Annotated in this window: 19 protein-coding genes; 8 read left to right on the top strand and 11 right to left on the bottom strand. The window is 60.1% G+C overall.

Annotated features, from left to right (window positions below; all coding sequences use genetic code 11):
• Positions 1-86 precede the first annotated feature (86 nt).
• Positions 87-779: an OmpW/AlkL family protein gene (locus EPK99_RS11265; RefSeq protein ID WP_128443112.1), complete on the top strand. Its 693-nt coding sequence runs from the start codon at positions 87-89 to the stop codon at positions 777-779.
• A gap of 334 nt (positions 780-1,113) precedes the next feature.
• On the opposite strand, the gene EPK99_RS11260 is transcribed toward EPK99_RS11265, so the two are convergent.
• On the bottom strand, positions 1,114-1,764 hold the full coding sequence (locus EPK99_RS11260; protein WP_205909094.1) for a glutathione S-transferase family protein: 651 nt from the start codon (positions 1,762-1,764) through the stop codon (positions 1,114-1,116).
• Positions 1,765-1,853: 89 nt separating this feature from the next.
• Entirely contained in the window at positions 1,854-2,837 is a 984-nt protein-coding gene (locus EPK99_RS11255) for an AraC family transcriptional regulator (RefSeq protein ID WP_128443110.1), read from the bottom strand.
• 140 nt (positions 2,838-2,977) lie between these two features.
• On the opposite strand from EPK99_RS11255, the gene EPK99_RS11250 reads away from it, so the two are divergent.
• From EPK99_RS11250 to EPK99_RS11240, 3 genes are all read left to right on the top strand, one after another.
• Positions 2,978-3,871 carry an SDR family oxidoreductase gene (locus EPK99_RS11250; protein ID WP_128443109.1) on the top strand — a complete coding sequence of 298 codons (894 nt, stop codon included), beginning with the start codon at positions 2,978-2,980 and terminating at the stop codon, positions 3,869-3,871.
• A 97-nt stretch (positions 3,872-3,968) separates the two neighbouring features.
• Positions 3,969-5,219, top strand: coding sequence for a sensor domain-containing diguanylate cyclase (locus tag EPK99_RS11245; protein ID WP_128443108.1), 1,251 nt, complete (start codon positions 3,969-3,971; stop codon positions 5,217-5,219).
• 99 nt (positions 5,220-5,318) lie between these two features.
• Positions 5,319-5,852, top strand: coding sequence for a DUF4142 domain-containing protein (locus tag EPK99_RS11240; RefSeq protein WP_128443107.1), 534 nt, complete (start codon positions 5,319-5,321; stop codon positions 5,850-5,852).
• An 801-nt stretch (positions 5,853-6,653) separates the two neighbouring features.
• On the opposite strand, the gene EPK99_RS11235 is transcribed toward EPK99_RS11240, so the two are convergent.
• The 5 genes from EPK99_RS11235 to EPK99_RS11215 all read right to left on the bottom strand — a co-directional run bounded on the left by EPK99_RS11235 (position 6,654) and on the right by EPK99_RS11215 (position 10,577).
• The gene (locus EPK99_RS11235; protein ID WP_128443106.1) at positions 6,654-7,640 is read right to left on the bottom strand and encodes a WD40 repeat domain-containing protein; all 987 of its coding nucleotides are present in this window, start codon (positions 7,638-7,640) and stop codon (positions 6,654-6,656) included.
• A gap of 180 nt (positions 7,641-7,820) precedes the next feature.
• Positions 7,821-8,951: a CobW family GTP-binding protein gene (locus EPK99_RS11230; protein ID WP_128443105.1), complete on the bottom strand. Its 1,131-nt coding sequence runs from the start codon at positions 8,949-8,951 to the stop codon at positions 7,821-7,823.
• 106 nt (positions 8,952-9,057) lie between these two features.
• Positions 9,058-9,456: a type II toxin-antitoxin system VapC family toxin gene (locus EPK99_RS11225; RefSeq protein ID WP_128443104.1), complete on the bottom strand. Its 399-nt coding sequence runs from the start codon at positions 9,454-9,456 to the stop codon at positions 9,058-9,060.
• Positions 9,453-9,716, bottom strand: a complete 264-nt coding sequence (locus EPK99_RS11220) for a type II toxin-antitoxin system Phd/YefM family antitoxin (protein ID WP_128443103.1) — start codon at positions 9,714-9,716, stop codon at positions 9,453-9,455. The genes EPK99_RS11225 and EPK99_RS11220 overlap by 4 nt, the downstream gene beginning before the upstream one ends.
• Before the next feature lie 69 nt (positions 9,717-9,785).
• Positions 9,786-10,577: a creatininase family protein gene (locus EPK99_RS11215; protein ID WP_128443102.1), complete on the bottom strand. Its 792-nt coding sequence runs from the start codon at positions 10,575-10,577 to the stop codon at positions 9,786-9,788.
• Positions 10,578-10,658: 81 nt separating this feature from the next.
• Here EPK99_RS11215 and EPK99_RS11210 point away from each other — a divergent pair, with 81 nt between their 5' ends.
• Complete coding sequence (locus tag EPK99_RS11210; RefSeq protein WP_128443101.1) at positions 10,659-11,153, top strand: MarR family winged helix-turn-helix transcriptional regulator; 495 nt, start codon at positions 10,659-10,661, stop codon at positions 11,151-11,153.
• A gap of 107 nt (positions 11,154-11,260) precedes the next feature.
• The gene (locus EPK99_RS11205; RefSeq protein WP_128443100.1) at positions 11,261-12,283 is read left to right on the top strand and encodes a LacI family DNA-binding transcriptional regulator; all 1,023 of its coding nucleotides are present in this window, start codon (positions 11,261-11,263) and stop codon (positions 12,281-12,283) included.
• A gap of 6 nt (positions 12,284-12,289) precedes the next feature.
• Here the strand turns inward: EPK99_RS11205 and EPK99_RS11200 are convergent, their stop codons facing one another.
• Both EPK99_RS11200 and EPK99_RS11195 read right to left on the bottom strand, forming a co-directional pair.
• A complete protein-coding gene (locus EPK99_RS11200) occupies positions 12,290-13,063 on the bottom strand; it encodes a gamma-glutamyl-gamma-aminobutyrate hydrolase family protein (RefSeq protein WP_128443099.1) in 774 nt (257 codons plus the stop codon).
• Positions 13,064-13,236: 173 nt separating this feature from the next.
• Complete coding sequence (locus EPK99_RS11195) at positions 13,237-13,473, bottom strand: hypothetical protein (protein ID WP_128443402.1); 237 nt, start codon at positions 13,471-13,473, stop codon at positions 13,237-13,239.
• Positions 13,474-13,796: 323 nt separating this feature from the next.
• On the opposite strand from EPK99_RS11195, the gene EPK99_RS11190 reads away from it, so the two are divergent.
• Positions 13,797-14,903: a TRAP transporter substrate-binding protein gene (locus EPK99_RS11190; protein ID WP_128443098.1), complete on the top strand. Its 1,107-nt coding sequence runs from the start codon at positions 13,797-13,799 to the stop codon at positions 14,901-14,903.
• Positions 14,904-15,303: 400 nt separating this feature from the next.
• Here EPK99_RS11190 and EPK99_RS11185 read toward each other — a convergent pair whose 3' ends face one another.
• Together EPK99_RS11185 and EPK99_RS11180 are read right to left on the bottom strand one after the other, a co-directional pair.
• A complete protein-coding gene (locus EPK99_RS11185; RefSeq protein ID WP_128443097.1) occupies positions 15,304-16,824 on the bottom strand; it encodes a TRAP transporter large permease in 1,521 nt (506 codons plus the stop codon).
• Between the two features lie 30 nt (positions 16,825-16,854).
• On the bottom strand, positions 16,855-17,394 hold the full coding sequence (locus EPK99_RS11180; protein ID WP_128443096.1) for a TRAP transporter small permease subunit: 540 nt from the start codon (positions 17,392-17,394) through the stop codon (positions 16,855-16,857).
• Between the two features lie 314 nt (positions 17,395-17,708).
• Here EPK99_RS11180 and EPK99_RS11175 point away from each other — a divergent pair, with 314 nt between their 5' ends.
• Positions 17,709-19,979, top strand: coding sequence for a putative bifunctional diguanylate cyclase/phosphodiesterase (locus tag EPK99_RS11175; protein WP_128443095.1), 2,271 nt, complete (start codon positions 17,709-17,711; stop codon positions 19,977-19,979).
• Positions 19,980-20,096: the final 117 nt, after the last annotated feature.

Genomic DNA, 20,096 nt, shown 5'->3' with positions numbered 1-20,096 from the left:
CTCGTTTGATCCTGGTCAATCACGGTTCCGACCACCGGCATACCTCTCAACGCGTGGTTTCAATGCGTATTTCAAGGAGAGGTTTTATGATGACGAACAGCGCGCGGTATCTCAGGTGGATTGCCGGTGCGGGTGCGGTTTTTTTCGCCTGCGGAGCGATGGCGGCGGATCTCAAACCCGCAGCGTCGGCGCCGGCAGTGGCCAAGGATGCCGACGCTGGATCAAGCCCCTGGCAGATCCGCGTGCGCGGCTTGGGCGTGATCACCAATGACAGCGGTTCCGTCACGGGCGTGCCGGGCTCCGACCTTTCCTATTCGGACACGGTCGTTCCCGAGCTCGATATCAGCTACTACTTCACCGACAATATCGCTGCCGAACTCATTCTCGGCACCACTTATGCCAATATCAAGGAAGACGGCGTCTTGGGCATACCGGTCGGCAAGACATGGCTGCTGCCGCCGACGGTGACCTTGCAGTACCACTTTACCGATTTCGGCGCCTTCAAGCCCTATGTCGGTGCCGGCGTGAACTACTCGCTGTTCTACAACCAGTCCGAAAAGGCTGGTTTCCATAACCTTGACCTCGACAACCATTTCGGAATCGCTCTGCAGGCTGGCTTCGACTACATGATCGACCAGCATTGGGGCGTGAATTTCGACGTCAAGAAGATCTTCCTGAAGACCAGCTGGTCTGCGGACCACGATGTGCTCGGCCCGCTTTCTGGCAAGGCGAAGCTCGATCCCTGGCTGATCGGCACCGGCGTGACCTATCGGTTCTAGGACCAATCGACATTCAGGTTTCGGGCGTGGCGCGCGCGGATTTCGTTTCTGAACAGGAGGGAAGGCCGCAGTGGAGCCTATCCTCCACAAGGCCTTTCCGACGTCTTCAGGGACAAAATCCGCCGCGTCCCGAAGGGATATGGTGAAAATCGCCCATTTCCGCGTCGTGAACCCTTGATGGATATAAGATCCATCATCGGGTTCGCTCCTCGAACTGAACGATTTCCCCTCATACCACGCTCCAAATCCTGAATGTCGATTGGTCCTAGTTTAAACAGGCGGACCATGAGGAGCGGCGTGGCTCCGGCTGCGCCGTTTTCATGAACCGGAGAGATCACGAAGGTTTGGAGAAAGCGTATTCGCCGCCCTTGGCAAGTGCCGCCTGATAGGCCGGTCTTCCATGGATGCGGTCAAGCCATGCCACAGTCGCGGGCCGACCTTCGGCCAGGCCGGCGCGGGCTCGTGCCGCCTCCAGCGGAAAGCTCATCATGATGTCGGCTGCGCTCATGGTGTCGCCGGCAAACCACTGGCGTCGCGCCAGTTCTTGTTCCACGTAATCGAGATGCACGTCGATCATCGGCTGCACGCGTTTGGCGGCGAGCCTTCCCAGCAAGGGTACACGGCTTGCGACCAGCTTGGCGAACAGCGCCGGCATGACCGAGCCTTCCGCATAATGCAGGAACTGCCGATACCGCAAAGCACCGAGCGGATCGGCGGGCGGGCCCAGGCGACCGCCAGCCTTCTCCACCAGATATTCGCAGATCGCTCCCGTCTCCACCAAGATAATGGGATCTCCGTCTGGCCCATCCGTATCCTCCAGAATGGGCGACTTGCCGAGCGGGTGAACCCGTTTCAGCTCGGGCGGCGCGAACATCGTCTGCGGGTCTCTGCGGTAGAAACGGATGTCGTAGGGAAGCTGCAATTCCTCCAGCATCCAGAGAATACGCTGCGACCGGCTGTTGTTGAGGTGGTGGACAATAATCAAAGACAAGACTCCTGCGGAGGGCTGCCGGACATCCCCGGCGCATCGGGTTCCATGGGATGAGGACGGGGGTACATCCGTCATTCCAACGTCTATGCGGCGTTAATCAGACCTTCATTATGTTTAGGCGCGACATTCCCCGGCATGGGTGGAACCGCGAAGACCGGCGGTTGGTTGTGGGCATATTGGCGCGGCGATGAACCCATGATCTTCTTGAAGGCCGTGCTGAAAGCCGCTTCGGACTCATAACCCAGCGAGGGCGCTATCACCGAAATCGGCTCCCTGCCGTTCTGGAGCCGGTCGGCCGCCAGCAGCATGCGCCATTGGGCAGTATATTCCATGGCCGGCGCGCCTACCGTCTGCCGGAACTTTTCAGCGAAGCTGGAGCGCGACATGCCCGCAGCCGCCGCCAGTTCCCTGAGGGACCAGCGATGCGCCGGATCGCCATGAATGGCATTGATCGCCTTGCTCACCTGCCGGTCCGCAAGGCCAGCCAGCCAGCCGATACCGGTTCCAGCCGAATCGGCGAGATGGAGCCGCAGCGCCTGCACCAGCATCATATGCGCCAGATGGTCTATGACGAGGACGCTGCCGGGCTGCGGATCGGTCAGCTCCTGCATCATCCTTTCGATCGCGAAGCGCAGGCTCGCTTGGCCGATCTGGTCGCGGACATGAATGAATGGCGGCAAGGCGCGCAGAAGAATGCTGGCATGGTTGCCCGCAAGGCCGAAGCGATTGCTGGCGAGCAGGAAATCGCCGCCACCATTGTGAACGGCAATGTTTCCGTTTCTCGGCGCGCTAAACACAGACACCGCATCCGTCGGCGGCAGCGCCAGGTCACTTGCCAGGCGAAAAGGCCGAGCGTGCGGTAACAGGAAGCAATCTCCCGCCTGCAGGAAGATCGGCTTCTCGGACCCCTCCAGCGACATCCAGCATTGGCCGGACACGACGGCGCCGGTCTTGATGCACTGCTGCTGGTCCGGAAACTGAATCGACCAATCGCCGCCGGCATCGAGTCCGGCTGACAGATAGTTGCGCGGCTTCAACAGAGCCAGCACGCTGGAAAGTGGATCCATCTGCTTTTCCCGGACGATTGCGAAGATATTCTGGACCATACGGCATAGATCGTCTTAGGGCAAACCTGTATCTCCATCAGTAGCGGCCGAAGCCAGGATTGGTCGGAGCCACCACCGCCATGATGTCGAAGGAGAGGTTCATGCGTGTTTTCGTAACCGGCGCCACAGGTTTCGTCGGTTCTGCCGTCGTGCAGGAACTGATACGGACAGGCCACCAGGTTGTGGGCCTTGCCCGCTCGGATGCGTCCGCCGCCGCGTTGGGCGCGGTCGGCGTCGAGGTGGTGAGGGGAGGCCTGGAAGATGCGGACAGCCTGAAGGCCGGCGCTGCCGCCTGCGACGGCCTCATCCATTGCGGCTTCAACCACGACTTCTCCAAATTCGCTGAAAATTGCGAGATGGACCGTCGCGCCATCGAGACCATGGCAGGCGTGCTTGCCGGCAGCGACCGCCCGCTGATCGTGACGTCCGGCACCGGCCTGATTGCGCCCGGCCAGATCGCCGACGAGGACACCTTGCCTCCGCAAACCTCCTCCATTCCCCGCCGCTCCGAACAGGCGGCCATGGCGGCCTTTGCGACGGGCGTCAATGCCTCGATCGTGCGGCTTCCGCCCTCGGTGCACGGCATCGGCGATCATGGCTTCGTGCCGATCCTGATCGGCATGGCGCGGGACAAAGGCCGGGTGGCCTATACCGGCGAAGGCATGAACCATTGGCCGGCTGTGCATCGGTTCGATGCCGCAAAGGTCTACCGGCTCGTGCTGGAAAAGGGCCGGGAGGCGGCAGGGCGCCGGTTCCACGCCACGGACGAGGACGGTATTCCCTTTCGTCAAATTGCCGAGGCGATCGGCAAGGGTTTGACCCTACCCGTCGCGGGTGTCTCAGGGGAAGAGGCTGCGGCCTATTACGGCTGGTTCTCCCATTTCGCGGCAATCGACAACCGCGTGTCGAGCAGGAAGACACGCGAATTTCTCGGCTGGCAGCCCTCCCAACCTGGACTTCTGCAGGAACTCGCCGAGCCGCATTACTTCCAATAGTGAGAGACATGAGCGTTTCCTGTGCGGCGAATTGTACATTCAATTCTAATTAATGATGTGCAATATTCCCGCTCTACGAAGGCGAGGGTAATGGAAAATGGTGCAGGCGCGGACTTTCGGAAGGTCGTCAGCCGAGCTGCAACAGGAAACGGCGCGGCTGGCAGCGCTGGACCATCTGGACATTCTCGATACTCCCCGTGACGAGAGTTTTGAACGCTATGTGCGGCTGATCAAAGAGATCTTCACCGTAGACATCGCGATCGTGTCCTTCATGGATGCGCACCGGCAATGGTACAAGGCCTGCTCCGGATTGGGGGGCGACGAGGTGGCGCGGGAAGATACCTTCTGCCGTTATGTCGTCGATAGCGGAGAGGCAATCATCGTCCCGGACACCACCAAGGACAGCCGTTTTTCCGGTCATCCTGCCGTGACGGGGCCGGAGCAAATTCGCTTTTATGCGGGAATGCCGCTGAAGACCCCGCAGGGCTACGTGGTCGGCACGCTTTGCGCCATCGACCGCCGCACGCGATCCTTCAGCGCGCGGGATGCGGCGATCCTGAAAGAGCTCGCGGAGCTCGTAATGGACCGTGTCGAGCTGATGGAATCGGCAGCCACCGACAGTCTCACCGGCGCCCTGACACGGCGCGGCTTCAAGAAAGAAGCAGATCAGATGATTTCTCTCGCGCTGAGGCATCATCATGATCTCGCCTGTATCGTACTCGATATCGACCACTTCAAGGCGGTGAACGATACCCATGGCCATGCGGCCGGCGATGCCGTGCTGAATGCAGTGGCCGCCAAATGCAGAACGGCCTTGAGAGCCGGCGATCTTCTTGGACGTCTCGGCGGCGAGGAGTTTGCCATCCTGCTTCCGCATGTCGATCGCGAGGGCGCCATGGCCGTCGCTGAAAAGCTCAGGGCAGCCGTGGCGAGCGAACCGGTCAATGGGCAGCACGATCCGATCTGTGTGACGGCAAGTTTCGGCCTGTCTTCGCTCTCGATCGTCGTCAAGGATATCGAAACCCTGCTGGCTCAGGCGGATGCCGCCATGTATCAGGCCAAGCACGACGGCCGCAACCGCTGCATCGTCTGGGGCTCGCTTCAGGGGGATCACATCACGGGAGCACGACGGCGCGTTCTCAAGGCAGGCTCCATCATCTTCAACAGCCGGCGTTCGGTTGTCGATTGCACCGTCAGGTCGCTCGGCAGCGACAGTGCCGGACTGGTCGTGACCAATTCGGTTGGCCTGCCATCCGAATTTCTCCTCGCAATCAAGGGCGATGGCTTTGAAACGGAATGCCGTGTGATTGCACAGGATACCCAGAACCTGGAAGTCGCCTTCCGCTGACACGATCAAGACATTTGGATGAAATTTCGGGCAGTTGGCTCCCGCCATGGAACCCATCCAAAGGTTTCCAGTTCGGCTCTCATAACAAAGGAGAGTTCAATGAACAAATTTGTCTTGGCAGCTGCGATCCTCATCGCGGGATCTTCAACCTCGGTCATGGCACAGTCCGCAGCAGAGTCCACTGGCGTGAACTCGCTGATGGGCGTTGCGCCAAAAACGGAGGATTTCGTTGCGGAAGCGGCAAGCAGCGACATGTTCGAGGTCGAGTCCAGCAAGTTGGCCCTCGAACGATCCGACCCGGCGACGAAGACCTTTGCGCAGCAGATGATCACCGATCATACAAAGACCTCGACCGAGCTGAAGCAGATGGTCGAGGCCGGTAAGGTGAAGGCACCCGTGCCGACCGTCATGACCTCCAACTTCCAGAGCATGCTCGACAAGCTGAAGGGCCTGCAGGGCGACGATTTCAACAAGCAATATCATGCCGACCAGCAGGATGTGCATGAGGATGCCGTCGATCTGTTCAAGCGCTATGGCGATGAAGGCGAGAATGCCGACCTGAAGGCCTGGGCCGCCCAGACCCGGCCGGCTCTCGAGCATCATCTTCAGATGGCGACCGACATGAACAAGTAAGTAGCGCCTGAAGGCGTTGCGAGAGCGGCCGCGGCATGATGCTGCGGCCGTTCTGCGTTAACGGATTTATTTTTCCACATGGCGGGGAAGTTTGTCGTGGCTTAGCAAGGAAATCAGCAAGGATTTCCGGGACTGCTTAGAAAATATCGGCCATTTCATCCACTCGTTCGCTACTGGTCCTATCCTGATCGGGTCATCGAGCAGGGAGCCGGGTCGCGAACCGGACGCCTACGGGATAAAAAATCCGGCGCTTGATGACGGTCGTCACGGTGGGGAAGCGTCGTCAGGACGCGGACCTCAAATGAAAGCGCAAGGGTGTCGTAATTTGGACCCTCCGGCACCTTAGAGCGGTTCAGGGCTAAATGGAATCGTTCTGCCGGAGAGATTTTCCGTCAGGATCAAGGCTTTTGGCGAAGGGCATACCTCTTGGTACGGCCGAGACGAAAGCCGAAGATTATGGCGGAAAAGCACCCGGCCCTTCGGGTTGGCTGAAGCGGGTCATCGTTCGGCGGGCAATCGATTCACTGGATCGATTGCTTGTCCGCCTCACTGTCGAGCGGCTTGGCCGTATGCGACGGCTACGATTTGGCGCCGCTCTCCTCGCATCTGTTCCCACTTGAGCCAACAGAACTGTTTCCATTTAACCCTGAAGCGCTCTAACTTTCCGGAAAACCTGATCGATCGGGCAGGCAGCACAGCCTGACATACACACACTACCTAATACAAGCTGCCTGCCCATCCCATCAGGATCAGGCCGCGGTGGAGATTTCTCCGCCGCGACCGTTATGCTGTGCGGGACTTTCAGGCAGCGATATCGATCACGCCGCAATCGCCGGCTCCCGACCCGAAGGCCAGCAGCTTGCCGTTACTGCTCCAGCTCAGGCCTGTAATGGCGCCTTTGCCGGGACGGCGCAGAAGCGCCTCCTTGCCGTCGGCAATCCGCACGCCAAGGATCATGCCGTCGATGAAGCCGATCGCCAGAACCTCTTCCGCCGGGTGGAAAGCAACCTGGGTCACCATGATATCGGCGCGGGTGCCGAGTTCCTGCGGAGCCTTGCCCATTGGGCCGTCCTTCGATGAAAACGGCCAGACGATCGCGGCCGGTGCGCCGGAAGAGGCGAGCCATTTGCCCTTGGGCGACCAGGAGAGCGACTTCACCTTTGCGGGGTAACCCGTCATGCGCATATGGCGGTTTTCACCGGCCTTGCCGTCGAGCTTCCAGCCGTGCAGCGCGTTTTCCTGCATGGTGGTGACGAGGAAGCGACCATCGGGCGAGAAGGTGACGCCGTTATGCGCCCCCTTCCAGTCCAGATCGGCTGCCGGTGCATTGGTCGCGACCCAGTGAAGCGAAACGCCATTGTAACGGGCGGCGGCGATCCGCAAGCCCTTGGGCGCGAACGCCAGCCCTTCGACCGTACGTTCTTCCGGGAATTCCCTGACCGCGCCGTCGCTCGTGCGCACGAAGCTTGACTTGCCGTGAGCCCAGGCGACCGCGTTCTGCGGGCCGCCGGCCACGACGCTGATCCACTTGCGCGGCACGTCGGCTACGAGCGTGGTGCTGCCCTCTTGCCCTATGCGGAGGACCTTGCCGTCTTCGCCGCCGGAGATCAGCGTCGCGCTGAACGGGTCGCGGATGCAGGTCAGAAGGCCCTGATGCGCCTCGGTGACCTTTTCGCCGCCATCGAGGCGGTGGATGGTGCCGGCGGCAGTGGCGAAGAAGGGGACGTCGCCGAGGAAGTGCACGGCGACGACATGGCCTTCGAGATCAAGCGGAGCGACTGTCGGCATCAGGCTGATATTCTTTTCAAATGATAAATTGGTCTTGCAACAAAACCCCCTCTGGCCTACCTGCCATCTCCCCCACAAGGGGGGAGAAAAGTTGCCGCAACCTGCTGCCTCGATGGAGAGTTCGACGGGTCGGCTGGCTTAAGCCCTCCCCTTATGGGGAGGTGGGGAGGGGTTTTAGCGTCAAGCCGGGGTTTTTTCGGTCGCCTCGCAGGCCCTGAAGCTCTTTTCGATCTTGTCGACGTCGAGATCGCGGCCGATGAAGACGAGGCGGCTTTCGCGCTTCTCGCCGTCCTTCCACGGGCGCTGATGGTCGCCCTCGACGATCATGTGGACACCCTGAACCACGTAGCGTTCCGCATCTCCCTTGAAGGCGATGATGCCCTTCAACCGCAGGATCTTGGGGCCGTCCGTCTGGGTGATCTTCTGGATCCAGGGGAAGAAGCGTTCCGGGTTCATCTCTCCGCCGCGCAGCGAAATCGACTTCACCGTGATGTCATGGATGGGCGACATCGGGCCATGCTCGTGCCCATGATGGTCGTGATGTCCGTGGTCATGGTGATCATGATCGTGGTGATGATGTGCGTGATCGTGCCCATGGTCGTGACCGCAATCGGGGCCGCAGACATGGTCGTCGTGACCGTGATCGAGGAAATGCGGATCGTTTTCGAGAGCGCGTTCCAGGTTGAAGGCGCCCTGGTCCAGCACGCGGGCCAGATCGATGCCGGAACGGCTCGTCTTATAGACGCGGGCGGTGGGGTTGATGGCGCGCACCACGTCTTCGATCTGCGCCAGTTCTTCCGGCGTCACCAGGTCGGTCTTGTTGATGAGGACGACATCGGCGAAAGCGATCTGGTCCTCGGCTTCGCGGCTGTCCTTCAGGCGCAGCGGCAGGTGCTTGGCATCGACCAGCGCCACCACCGCGTCGAGTTCGGTCTTGGCGCGGACATCGTCGTCCATGAAGAAGGTCTGGGCGACCGGCACCGGATCGGCCAGGCCAGTCGTCTCGACGATGATGCCGTCGAAGCGGCCCGGGCGGCGCATCAGGCCTTCCACGACGCGGATCAGGTCGCCGCGCACCGTGCAGCAGACGCAGCCATTGTTCATCTCATAGATTTCTTCGTCCGACTCGACGATCAGGTCGTTGTCGATGCCGATCTCGCCGAACTCGTTGACGATGACGGCGTATTTCTTGCCGTGGCTTTCCGACAGAATGCGGTTGAGCAGCGTCGTCTTGCCGGCGCCGAGATAGCCGGTCAGCACGGTAACGGGAACGGGTTTCGGTGTCGCTGTTTCGAGCTTTGCATCAGCCATGGGGAAAACCTCGGGACGTGGAGCGCCTTGGAGCGCGGAAGCGTGTCGGCTTCATATAAGGACAAGCCAGGACGAGTTCAAAGGGTTTTGATGTTATAAGATCACATCAGCGGGATGAGGCTGGGATAGCCGATTTCACATCGGTCTGCGAAAAGTCGTTGCCGATATAGAGGAGAGGGCAATCGAATTCCTTTGCGGTGGCGTAGGCAAAGCAGTCGCCAAAGTTGAGGGAAGCTTTGTGAAATCCCTTGCCCCAGTTCCAATAGACATTTGAGATGAACCGAGCGCGGTCTTCAGTGACTGGTATGACCTTGTCGATAGATGCGGCGATGATTTCATCCAGCGCATCTTCGCGTCCGCCGCGTACAGCAACGATGCGTGCCTCAACCAATGTGCCGGCCGATATGATCACAGTGGGTTCAAATATCAGAATTTCAGAGCAGAGGCTTGCCATCGGTTCGCGTTTGACGATTGCGATCAACGCCGACGTATCGACGACAATCATCCTGGTAGACCGTCCTTGTCATACAAAAAATCCTGGCTGTGTGCAGCGTCGGTCTCGAACTCCGGCGACCATGCCTGTTTGCTGTCGCGAATTTTGTCGAAAACCTTGCGCCGCTCCGACGGAAGCAACGGAGTGCGCGCAATACGCACCAGTTCCAGCAGGGGATCGCCATCGCGCGTCAGAACGACTTTTTCGCCGCTCTCGGCTCGCTTCACCAATTCTGTGAGCTTACCTTCGGCTTCTGCAACGGATATTCGCATGTTCGCCTTCCTTTTTCTGGCGATAACCCAAGGCAATATGTGGCATCGGGCAGCTCGAAACAAGCGAGCTTATGTCAGCGCAGAAACATCAAACCGGGCCACGTCCTCAAGCAGTTCGATGATCCCTCTTACCGCATGGGAGACCAGTTGTTCGCCCCGTTCGGCCGTTGCCGCTGCTGCGTTGCCTGCCACGCCCTGTTCGTTCAGATCGGACATCTTCCAGCCGAAAGCGTGCGGGCCATAAGCGCGCAGGTGCCTGAAGCGGCGGCCGAACTCGCTCTGGCGGGAGGGGAAGTTCTCCGCCTTGGCCATATCGACGCGGCCGGGCCAGAGCGCCAGCATGACGGAGGTCTCGATGTCGCCGCCATGGATGTCGATCGCCTTCGCTTCCGGCTCCATCCAGCCCTCCGGCTGCCCGAACCGCGTCCAACTGGTGGCGATGACCAACATGCCGAAACGCACCCGCGCTTCCGTTGCCACGATGGTCAGCAGGGGCGAATTGCCGCCATGCGCGTTGAGCAGCACCAGCTTGCGGATGCCTTTTTCGTTCAGGTCGGCGGCGATTTTCAGCCAGCGGCTCACGGCTTCATCGAAGGTGAGCGTCCTTGTGCCCTCGACATCCATGTGTTCGATCGAGTAGCCGACCGGCTCGACGGGAAGGAAGGTCACCGGCAGCTCCGGGGGCAAAGCCGCGACGATCCGGGCCACAAGCCCTTCTGCAATCAGCGTGTCCGTCTCGAAGGGAAGATGCGGTCCATGCTGCTCATGGGCGCCGAACGGCAGGACCGCGATCCACTCCTGTCTTTCCAGGGATGGCAGCGTCGGGTCATTGTCATGATAATAAGGCAAGGGATTCGGCACTGGCGGCAATTTCCGGCTTTGGGTAGTGATAGCGGAGCGAAGCTATCCTGCTTTGTGGCGGCGGGCAAAACGGTTGGAGCGATGAGCAAGAAAAAGGGCGAGAAAAAACTCAAGCTGGGCAAGAAAAAGGAGAGCGGCAGCCTGTCGGCGGTCGATCTCGGACCAGTGATCACCCAGACGGCGCGCTCATTGCGCACCGCGCTCAGCCGCAGTCTTGCGGAAAGCGGGCTGTATGCCGGTCAGGACGGTGTCATCCAGATGCTTGCCGAAGAAGACGGCATGACGCCTGGGCAGCTCGCCGTGCGGCTTGGCGTCAAGGCACCCACCATGACGCGCACAATCGGCCGGATGGAGGCGCAAGGCTTCCTGGAGCGGCGGGCAGATGGTGCCGACGGCCGGCTTACCAAGGTTCATCTGACCGAAGCCGGGCGCCAGAGCGTCGAGCAGATCGGCCGTTCCGTTTCCCAATGCGGAGCGCTGGCGGCCCAGGGCCTTTCCGACAAGGAGGTGCGCACCCTGCTCAAGCTGCTGAAGGCGGTCGACCAGAATCTGCATTCTGCGCAGGAAGAAGGCTGAACACCGTAGCCTTCAATCTGCTTGTCACACTATTGTCGCATCGGATTAAATTGTTTATTTAAATTTTTAATTCGGCGCAGAAAGCGTCGCGCGGACATGGGGGGAACATGGCGCAGAAGATCAAGCTATCAACGATTGCGGAAAGTCTGGGCCTTTCGACTGCGACCATTTCGCTTGCCCTGCGGGACAGCCCGCTCGTTGCCAATGATACGCGCGAGAAGATCAAGGAACAGGCGCGGGCGCTCGGCTATATCTACAATCGTCGCGCCGCCAGCCTGCGCACCTCGCGCTCCGGCATTATCGGCGTCGTCGTGCACGACATCATGAACCCCTTCTACGGCGAAATCCTCAAGGCGATCGAAACCGAACTCGACCGTAGCCGGCACACGTTCATCCTGTCCAACCACTATGATTCCGTCGAGAAGCAACGCACCTTCATCGAGACCCTGCTGCAGCTCGGCGGCGATGGCGTCATCATGTCGCCGGCCATCGGGACCCCCATTGAGGATGTGCGCCTGGCGGAACAGAACGGCATGCCGGCCATTCTCGTCGCCCGCTCGATGGAGGGGGTGGATCTGCCGACCTATCGCGGCGACGACAGCTACGGCATTTCGCTGGCGACCAATCATCTGATCGGCCTCGGCCACCGCGCGATTGCCATGATCGGCGGCACGGACCAGACCTCTACCGGGCGCGACCGCTACCAGGGCTATGTGGACGCGCTGCACAGGGCCAATATCGAAGTGGATGCGAACCTGCGCATTCCCGGTCCCCGCACCATGCAGGGCGGCTTCGAGGCGGCGGTGTACTTTCTGTCGCTTCCGCAAAAGCCGACGGCTGCCGTCTGCTGGAACGATCTGGTGGCCATCGGCCTGATGAACGGCGTGGCGCGTGCAGGTCTCGTACCCGGCGTCGATATTTCCGTCACCGGCTACGACGATCTCGAACAGGCTTCGATCTCGACGCCGTCGCTCACCACCGTCTCCAACGGTCAGGCGGAGGTGGGGCGGCTTGCCGCCCGGGCGCTGCTGGATCGGCTGGAGGGAAGCCATGAGCCGGACGGCATCCACCTGATCAAGCCCGAAATGCGCATTCGTCAATCGACCGGGCTCTACCGTCCGCGAGCCTGAAAAGCCTTACGCGGCCGCACTGGCTCGAATCTTGCTGGCGGCATAGGCGCGCACCGCATCGCCGAACGCATGGAAGAGGGCGCGTGACACGCTGTCCGTCTCCGCCCAATATTCCGGATGCCACTGGACGCCAACTGCAAAATTCCGGGCATCGACAACGGAGACGGCTTCGATCGTGCCGTCCTGCGCCTGAGCTTCCACCTTCAAACGCGGCGCGGTCTCGGCGATCGCCTGGCGGTGCAGCGAGTTGACCTGAATTTCGCCGGCAAGACCCAGATAGCGGGCGATGCAGGAGCCCTCGTCCACGAAAACGGGTTGACGGATCGCGTACATGTCGTCGCGCTCCTTCACATCCGGCTTGCGGTGGTCCCATATACCCGGCTGTTCCTGGATCTCGGAAGCGAGCGTGCCGCCCAGCGCCACGTTCAACTCCTGTATGCCGCGGCAGATGGCCAGAAGCGGAACGCCGCGGTCGATCGCCCGCCGTATGAGCGGCAGCGAGGTCGCATCGCGGGCCGGATCGAAGGGGCCGTCCTTCTCGGTGGCTTGCCTGCCGTAGAGCGAGGGGTGCACATTTGTGGCCGAGCCGGTGATCAAGACGCCATCCACGCGGTCTAGCACTGCGTCGATGTCCATGCCTTGCTCGAAGGCGGGCACGATGAAGGCATTGACCTCCGCCACATTCATCGCCGCCTTCAGATACTGGTTGGGCGAGGCGTGCCAGACGGCGCCGTCGATCTCGCGGATATCGGCGGGAAGGGCGATGAAGGGCTTGGGCATGCGGGTCTCCGGAAGCATCGGCGAAGCCACTTTGTGACGCTGCGGGCGGTCCCAAGTCAAGCATGCTGTTGCGGCATCACGGCCGGTCGGGAGGGACGGTCATCGGAAACGCGGGACGTTAGCTTTGGACTTGTCTCTTTAGGTTGACCCCAGGCTCACGTCACAAGGAAGTTTCACGAAGCCGAGAATTTGACAGTGACGCCACGCTGCCGAAAATAGGCCTGCATTAGCTTTCTGCCAGAACGGTTGTTCTGCACGAGCCTTGCGGGGTCGAACACGGCCTCTTTCAAGCCCTCCCGCGTCAACGCTGCCTTAAGAGCCGCAATATTCTCATCAATATCGGCATTGTTCGCTTGGAGCGATTCATAGATGTGGTTTGTAGCATCCGCTACGGTTGGTGCGCTCACCACTATACTCCTGTTGTCGTTGTCGGCCGGCACGTAACACATTTCCCGGCTTGTTCCTACGGGACGTTCTGTCTTCAACAGCATGATCACCTCCAAAGGAAGCGGCCTGCAAGGACATGCACACTCATCGTCCGCAGTTTCCGAGCGCGGTGAGGTCCGCAGTCGGCGACAGCCTCCCGACCAAAGTCTAAGCCACAATGGCGGTCTCTCCTTTCGAAGAGGCACAGCCGGTGCTTGCAAGCCGTGGGGCAACATGTTTTCCTCAACACGCCGGGGGAGTGGGAACCAAGAGGACCCTGCGGTTTGTCTTCAATGGGAGGTTTTGCATGGATCGTCGTACATTCTTCAGAAAAGCCGCCGTCACAGGGGCGGGCGCGGCTGCGGCCACGGCGCTTGCAGCGCCGGCCATTGCCCAGGCAAACCCGAAGATCAGCTGGCGGCTGACCTCGTCCTTTCCGAAGTCGCTCGACACGATCTATGGCGGCGCCGAGGATATTTCAAAGCATGTCGCTGCCGCGACCGACGGCAATTTCACGATCCAGCCCTTCGCGGCGGCGGAAATCGTCCCGGCCATGCAGGCGGCCGATGCCGTCAGCAACGCGACGGTCGAAATGTGCCACACCTGCTCCTATTATTTCGTCGGCAAGGATCCGACTTTTGCGATCGGCACGGCCATTCCGTTCGGGCTCAATGCGCGGCTCAACAATGCCTGGTTCTACCAGGGCAATGGCAATAAGCTGATGAACGAGTTCTACGCCACGCAGAAGATCTACGGCCTGCCGGCCGGCAATACCGGCGCCCAGATGGGCGGCTGGTTTCGCAAGGAAATCAACACTGTCGACGACTTCAAGGGCGTGAAGATGCGCATTGCCGGGATTGCCGGCCGGGTGCTGGAAAAGCTTGGCGCCGTGCCGCAGCAGATTGCCGGCGGCGACATCTATCCGGCGCTCGAAAAAGGCACGATCGACGCGGCCGAATGGGTCGGACCTTACGACGACTACAAGCTCGGCTTCTACAAGGTCGCCAAGTATTATTACTACCCGGCCTTCTGGGAAGGCGGCCCGGTGATCCATGCCTTCGTCAATCTCGACAAGTGGAACAGCCTGCCGCCAGCCTATCAGGCGGCGCTAACCGATGCCTGCGCCTTTGCCAATACCAACATGATGGCCAAGTACGACACGAAGAACCCGACGGCGATCAAGCAGATCGTATCCCAGGGCACGACGCTGCGGCCCTTCAGCCAGGATATCCTCGAAGCCTGCTACAACGCCTCCCTGGAGGTCTACAAGGAGATTTCTGCCAAGAACGAATGGTTCAAGAAGATCTATGAGGATCAGGTCGCCTTCAAGAAAGAAGCCTATCTCTGGATGCAGCTGTCCGAATATACCTACGACACATTCATGATGATCCAGCAGCGTAACGGGAAGCTCTGAGCTTTATCAGGATTTATCTATAGAAATCCCGGATCGAAAGATCCGGGATTTTTGTATAGGGGAAATTTTATGTTTGCCGCGGATTGCACCTTCTCGACAACGCCACGTGATTTTCTATGATTGCGGCGTTCGAGAGCAGAAGCAGAGCGCTCCGCGGCCAGCCGGAGCATCGGTGAAGACAGGCTTCACCGACTTAGGCAAAAGCCTTGCCATCGAACCGGAGGGTGATGCGATGTGGAAACCATTGAGCATTACGCTGACGTCTAGGAAAAACCGGACAAGCTGGTCAATAGCTGTCCGGTTCAGATTCCTAGGCTAAGCAAACGGAGGGCAGAGCGCCAACTCTGCCTTCCACCCCGAATATACTCTTTGGTCGTCATCCTGACAAGAGAAGCGGCGGTCAGGGATTGATCTTCGGAGGCTCGCCGAAATTCGGCATGCCCGGCAGCCCCGGGGCCGGCTGGCTCGGCTGTCCGGGTTGCGCCGGCGCGCCATCCATCGGCGGCAGCCCGAAATTCGGCATCTGGTTGTTGCCGCTGCTGTTGCCGAAGCCCGGTATCTCGATCTTGATCGTGTTCAAGTCCACGTCCGGCGCCTTGTCCAGCCAGTAGGTCACGGATTGCGGCCAGAAAATGATGATCGCCACCAGGATTAGTTGCATGAAGAGCCAGGGAATGGCGCCGAGATAGATGTCCTTGGTCTTCACCGTTTTCGGCGCGATGGAGCGCAGATAGAAGAGGGCGAAGCCAAAGGGCGGGTGCATGAAGCTCGTCTGCATGTTGACGCAGAGCAGCACGCCGAACCAGATCAGGTCAATGCCGAGCGCGCTTGCCACTGGAGCCAGCATGGGCAGCACGATGAAGGCGATCTCGAAGAAATCCAGGAAGAAGGCCAGGAAGAAGATGAAGATGTTGACGAAGATCAGGAAGCCGACCACGCCGCCCGGCACGTGCTTCAGCAGATATTCGATCCACAATCCGCCATCCATGCCCTGAAAGACGAGGCTGAAGCATGTGGCGCCGACCAGAATGAAGACCACCATGGAGGTGATCGTCATGGTCGAGTGCATGCCCTGCTTGATCAGATCCCAGGTGAGGCGTCGGTGGAGAGCAGCGAGCGCCATGGCTCCGACGACGCCGAGAGCACCGGCTTCCGTCGGCGTGGCAAGGCCCATGAAGATGGTGCCGAGCACGAGGAAGATCAGCACGATCGACGGCACCATGCCCCAGAGCACCCGCATCACCAGCGCCATGTTCATCTCGCCGCGCGCTTCGAGCGGCAGGGGCGGAACGTCCTTCGGCCGGAAGATCGACAGGGCGAGGATGTAAAGCAGGAAGATGACCACCTGCAGGATCGAAGGCCCGATAGCGCCCAGATACATGTCGCCGACGGAGCGGCCGAGCTGGTCGGCCAGAACGATCAGCACAAGCGACGGGGGAATGACCTGGGTAATCGTGCCGGAGGCGGCGATTACACCGGTGGCCAGCCGCGGGCTGTAGCCGTATTTCAGCATGATCGGCAGGGAAATCACACCCATGGTGATGACCGAGGCTGCCACCGTGCCGGTGATGGCGCCTAGAATTGCGCCGACCAGGATCACCGCATAGGCAAGGCCGCCCGGAATGGCGCCAAACAGCTTGCCGGTGCCTTCGAGAAGATCCTCGGCAAGGCCGCAGCGTTCCAGTACCGCACCCATGAAGGTGAAGAACGGGATGGCGAGCAGCAGGTCATTGGAAACGATGCCGAAAATTCGGAACGGCAGGGCCTGCAGGAAGGCATATTCGAAATGGCCAGTGAAAATGCCGAGAAGGCCGAAGAAGAGGCCGACGGCGGAAAGCGAGAAGGCGACCGGGAAGCCGTAGAGCATGAAGATGATCATGCCCAGGAACATTGCCGGCGGCATTATGCCATATTCGAACATGAGCGACTGATCCCCCGATCGTCTTGATGTTTATTGCAGCGGCTTTTCGTAGGTGGTGTCGACCTGGAGGACGCCCGTCAGCGCGGCAACGCGCTTGATGAGTTCGGACAGGCCCTGCAGCGCCAGCAGCACGAAGCCCGAGACGATGATGAGCTTTACCGGCCAGCGGATGAGCCCGCCGGCATTGGACGAGACCTCGCCTTGCGCAAAGGACGCCGTGAAGAAGGGCCAGGAGAGCCAGGCAAGGTAGATGCAGGCTGGAATGAGAAAGATCAGAAGCCCGATGGCATCGATCCACAGCCGCGCCCGGTCGGATACGGCGCCATAGATCAGATCGACCCGTACATGTTCGTTCAGCCGCAGCGTATGGGATGCACCCAGAAGAACGATGAAGGCGAACAGATACCACTGGATTTCCAGCCAGCCGTTCGAACTATAGTTGAAAGCATAGCGGATACAGGCATTGCCGGCGCTGATCAGACAGCACGCGAGCACTAGATATCCGGCAAATTTTCCTACGACTTCGCTAATGCGGTCGATGAAACCGCTGAGTTTCAACAGAGCTGACATCGGTCCCCCGAGTGGGAACGGGTCTCGTTTCTCCCGCCCGTCCTGTTGGCGATGTAAACCAAGGCCTTGAAAAAGGAAAGTCCATAAACGGCGACGGGACCGGCCGCAGCCTTGTAGTACAGGGATTCCCACAGAAGGTAAGGACCTGTGCTATCCGAAAAGGCAGCTGTTCTTTCTCGAGATTCCAGTCATTCTGTTTCGGTACACCAGAGACATCCCGATCTTTCCTAAAACGGAAGCGGATGGTTCTATGCGATGTAAATTTTTAAAAGGTTTGCTTCAATGTCGCCGCGTATCGCAGGAATTGGAACCCGATGAAGCAAGCGGATGCGAAAGCGGGGGCGACGGATGTATACCTGTCCTTCGTCACGTCGCTTTTCGGTAACCGGGGCGCTCTTATTGCCGGGATGGCGATTTACCTCCTGTCCTGCGTGTTCATCTATGTCGATACGGGATCGCGCTTCTTTCTGTTCCTGATCGCCGCCTTCATCTTCGTCTTTTTCTTTCGGCTCTACTGGTTTCACCGCTTCGACCAGGTGGATCGCTCACGTCTTACCCTGCCGGAGATCCGTGCCTGGGAAACGCGCTATGTCTATGGCGCGGCACTGACGGCCGTGCTGCTCGGCATCAGCAGCGGCTATGCCGTGGCGGTGCTGCGGGAGACGACGGCGGTGTTCATCTCGATTGCCGTCACCATGGGGGCGGTGGTGTCGGTGATCGGCCGCAATTACGGGTCCGGCCGCGCAGTGGCGATCCAGACTGTCGGCTGCTGCCTTCCCGTCATGGTCGGCTGTTTTTTTAGCGGCAATATTGCCCTGATAGGGATGTCGCTGATGCTCATCCCCTTTGGGTTCACCACCCAATCCATGGCGAAAGGCGTGCGGGAATTCCTGTCGGAGAACATGCTTGCCGCCCGGCAGATGGTGAAGCTCTCCGGGCAGCTCGATCTTGCCTTGAGCACTACGGCACACGCGTTGATCATACTGGATGCCGAAGGCCGGGTGCAGGCGATCAACCGTCGCGCCTATGATTTGTTGAGCCTTGACGAGAAGAGGGATCTGAAGGGCTCGCTATTTCTGCCGGCATTGCGGGAGAGTGTTTTTCCGCCATCGCCTGCAACCCTCGACCGGATCGAGCGGCTGGCCGGCGGCGCCTCGGGGAAAATGATCCTCGCCTTCGGCACGGAACGGTCTCTGGAATTTTCGGTGAGCCATCAGGCCGATGGTGGCGTGGTGATGATCTTCGAGGACGTCACCGACCGGGTTTCCGCGGAGGAAAGGATACTTCACCTCGTCCGGTACGATGCTCTGACCGGTCTGCCGAATCGCGATTACTTCGGCACGCTCGCAGCGCAAAGATTGAGCGCCGCCGACCCCGAACTGCTGGCAGGCCTCGCCATCCTCGATATAGACGGCTTCAGACATGTCAACGACATGCAGAGCCATGCGGTCGGGGACGGCCTGCTTGCAGCGATCGCAGCCCGCCTCAAGCGCATGCCGGAAGAAGAATTGTTGATCGGACGCCTGGTTGGCGACGAATTCCTTCTCTTCGTCACCGGCGATCACGAGACGATCGAGCAGCGCATGCGCAGTATTCATCGGGATATCGAAGGTAGCTACGCCGTGAAGGACCGCAAGCTCAGCGTCTTTCTGAACGGCGGCTGCGTGATCCTGCCGGCCGGGGCGTTCGACCTCGATGCCTGGCACATAAAGGCGGATCTCGCGCTCAATGAGGCCAAATCCACAGGCAACGGCGCCTTCACGCTGTTTCGTCCAGAAATGGACGAGCGCTATGTGGACGAGCAGAGCCTGAGGGCAGATCTTCGCCAGGCGCTGGACCAGGGCGATCTGACCTTGGTCTACCAGCCCATGTACCGGCCGGACGGATCGCGGATGGAATGCTGCGAGGCTCTGGTGCGATGGGCGCATCCCGAGCGAGGCTGGGTAGGACCGAATATCTTCGTTCCGCTTGCGGAGAGCATGGGCCTGGTCTCCCACATCACCCGTTTCGTGCTCGACCGCGCCTGCAGCGCCTGCGCATCATGGCCGGCCTTCATGACCGTTTCCGTCAATGTCTCGATCGAAGATCTGCGCAATGACGACCTCGTCGCTTACGTGGCGGAGACGCTTGCGCGCCATGGGCTCGATGCCCGGCGCCTCCATCTCGAAGTGACGGAAAGCTGCTTCATGGACGAGCCGGTCGTGGTCAGGAGCATTCTCGGCCGGCTTCGGGCAAGCGGCGTCACCATCGCCATCGACGATTTCGGCACGGGCTTTTCCAGCCTCAGCTATTTGGACACGTTGCCCGTCGATATGGTCAAGATCGACAGAACCTTCGTGACCAACATCACCGAGGACGAGCGGAAGCTGAAATTGCTGCGCGGCATCGTCCACCTCTCGCGCGAACTCGGCATGATCGTGGTGCTGGAGGGCGTGGAGACGCAGGTGCAAATTGCCCTGATCGCAGAATATGGCTTTGCCGACCTGATCCAGGGTTTCGTGTTTTCCCGGCCGGTCGATGGCGAACAGATCGCCCGCCTTGCAGCGGAACAGGTGTCGCGCCAGTCCCTCGCGGCAGGCCGGTGAGGCAGCGTCGGAATGCAGTTGAAGCGGGGGCGAGACAAGGTGCGCCATTGCGCTTTCCGATTTTTTGTGTCAGCGCTGAAAGCGGTCTTCGGCGTCTGCGCAAGGGATTCTCCGGCA

Source organism: Neorhizobium lilium (genome assembly GCF_004053875.1).
In the GTDB taxonomy this organism is placed as follows: Bacteria; Pseudomonadota; Alphaproteobacteria; order Rhizobiales; family Rhizobiaceae; genus Neorhizobium; species Neorhizobium lilii.
This window is presented reverse-complemented; position numbering and strand designations above follow the sequence as displayed.

Excerpts from the sequence above, each read along its gene's own strand:
- EPK99_RS11250 (WP_128443109.1), top strand. The coding sequence starts at position 2,978 with ATGCGTGTTTTCGTAACCGGCGCCACAGGTTTCGTCGGTTCTGCCGTC.
- EPK99_RS11200 (WP_128443099.1), bottom strand. The coding sequence starts at position 13,063 with ATGCCCAAGCCCTTCATCGCCCTTCCCGCCGATATCCGCGAGATCGAC.
- EPK99_RS11230 (WP_128443105.1), bottom strand. The coding sequence starts at position 8,951 with ATGGCTGATGCAAAGCTCGAAACAGCGACACCGAAACCCGTTCCCGTT.
- EPK99_RS11190 (WP_128443098.1), top strand. The coding sequence starts at position 13,797 with ATGGATCGTCGTACATTCTTCAGAAAAGCCGCCGTCACAGGGGCGGGC.
- EPK99_RS11265 (WP_128443112.1), top strand. The coding sequence starts at position 87 with ATGATGACGAACAGCGCGCGGTATCTCAGGTGGATTGCCGGTGCGGGT.
- EPK99_RS11255 (WP_128443110.1), bottom strand. The coding sequence starts at position 2,837 with ATGGATCCACTTTCCAGCGTGCTGGCTCTGTTGAAGCCGCGCAACTAT.
- EPK99_RS11205 (WP_128443100.1), top strand. The coding sequence starts at position 11,261 with ATGGCGCAGAAGATCAAGCTATCAACGATTGCGGAAAGTCTGGGCCTT.
- EPK99_RS11210 (WP_128443101.1), top strand. The coding sequence starts at position 10,659 with ATGAGCAAGAAAAAGGGCGAGAAAAAACTCAAGCTGGGCAAGAAAAAG.
- EPK99_RS11245 (WP_128443108.1), top strand. The coding sequence starts at position 3,969 with ATGGTGCAGGCGCGGACTTTCGGAAGGTCGTCAGCCGAGCTGCAACAG.
- EPK99_RS11185 (WP_128443097.1), bottom strand. The coding sequence starts at position 16,824 with ATGTTCGAATATGGCATAATGCCGCCGGCAATGTTCCTGGGCATGATC.
- EPK99_RS11175 (WP_128443095.1), top strand. The coding sequence starts at position 17,709 with ATGAAGCAAGCGGATGCGAAAGCGGGGGCGACGGATGTATACCTGTCC.
- EPK99_RS11220 (WP_128443103.1), bottom strand. The coding sequence starts at position 9,716 with ATGCGAATATCCGTTGCAGAAGCCGAAGGTAAGCTCACAGAATTGGTG.
- EPK99_RS11240 (WP_128443107.1), top strand. The coding sequence starts at position 5,319 with ATGAACAAATTTGTCTTGGCAGCTGCGATCCTCATCGCGGGATCTTCA.
- EPK99_RS11225 (WP_128443104.1), bottom strand. The coding sequence starts at position 9,456 with ATGATTGTCGTCGATACGTCGGCGTTGATCGCAATCGTCAAACGCGAA.
- EPK99_RS11180 (WP_128443096.1), bottom strand. The coding sequence starts at position 17,394 with ATGTCAGCTCTGTTGAAACTCAGCGGTTTCATCGACCGCATTAGCGAA.
- EPK99_RS11235 (WP_128443106.1), bottom strand. The coding sequence starts at position 7,640 with ATGCCGACAGTCGCTCCGCTTGATCTCGAAGGCCATGTCGTCGCCGTG.